Source organism: Pseudanabaena biceps PCC 7429 (assembly GCF_000332215.1).
Lineage (GTDB): Bacteria > Cyanobacteriota > Cyanobacteriia > Pseudanabaenales > Pseudanabaenaceae > Pseudanabaena > Pseudanabaena biceps.
Genome location: NZ_ALWB01000441.1, coordinates 1 through 871, shown reverse-complemented (window position 1 = coordinate 871; position 871 = coordinate 1). Strand labels below are relative to the sequence as shown.

Annotated in this window: 1 protein-coding gene; it reads left to right on the top strand. The window is 49.0% G+C overall.

Features of this window, described 5'->3' with window-relative positions:
• Positions 1-815, top strand: an 815-nt coding sequence (locus PSE7429_RS23005) for a DNA topoisomerase (protein ID WP_009629816.1), incomplete at its 5' end; no start/stop codon positions are given.
• Between the last annotated feature and the right edge of the window lie 56 nt (positions 816-871).

The following is an 871-nucleotide window of genomic DNA, read 5'->3' as shown; positions in this document are numbered from 1 at the left end:
TCCATCTTCGCAATCCTAAACGCGCTGTCTATAACCAGATTACGCCTACGGCGGTTAAAGCGGCGATCGCCAATGCTCATCAGTTAGATTTGAACTTGATTTCGGCTCAGAGAGCGAGACAATGTTTGGATCGGTTGATTGGGTTTAAGGTTTCGCCACTTGTGCGTCGTACTAGTGGCGGTAGCTCGGCGGGTCGGGTGCAGTCGGTAGCTTTGCATATTGTCTGCCAGCGTGAACGCGAGATTACTGCTTTTGTGCCGATTACTTACTGGTCGGTATGGACGGAATATGCCGAAGGCTTCACTGCCTTCTATGCGGGGAATAGTGAAATTGAGCCTGTGCTTGATGATCAGGATGTCACCGATGATGCGGCGGAAGTGAATGCGGAATCTACGGTGGAGTCAAAACGGGTATTGTCAGAAGCGGAAGCTACCAGAATTATTCAAGTGGCGCGTACTCATCCCCATGTCGTTCGCGAAGCTACGGGTGTCACTGCTCAGAAATCACCATTACCACCTTTCATTACCAGTTCACTCCAGCAAGCTGCCTCAGTAAGATTAGGGCTATCGCCTGAAGAGACGATGAAGGTGGCTCAGGAGTTGTTTGAGGGTGTCGATTTGCCGAACGGTCGTAAGGGATTGATTACCTATCACCGTACTGATAGCACTAGTCTCGCTCCTGAGTTTTGTGCTGAAGTGAAGGAATGGCTATCAAAGCACGATCCTGATAACGTCCCTAAGAAAACTACTCGTCATCGCGAACAGGCAACTGCTCAATCCGCCCATGAAGCGGTAGTCCTAAAAAGGAAAGGATGAGGGAAAATATCTAGATGGTTGTTACAGATTAAAGCAATGTCAGAGTCAAGTCCATC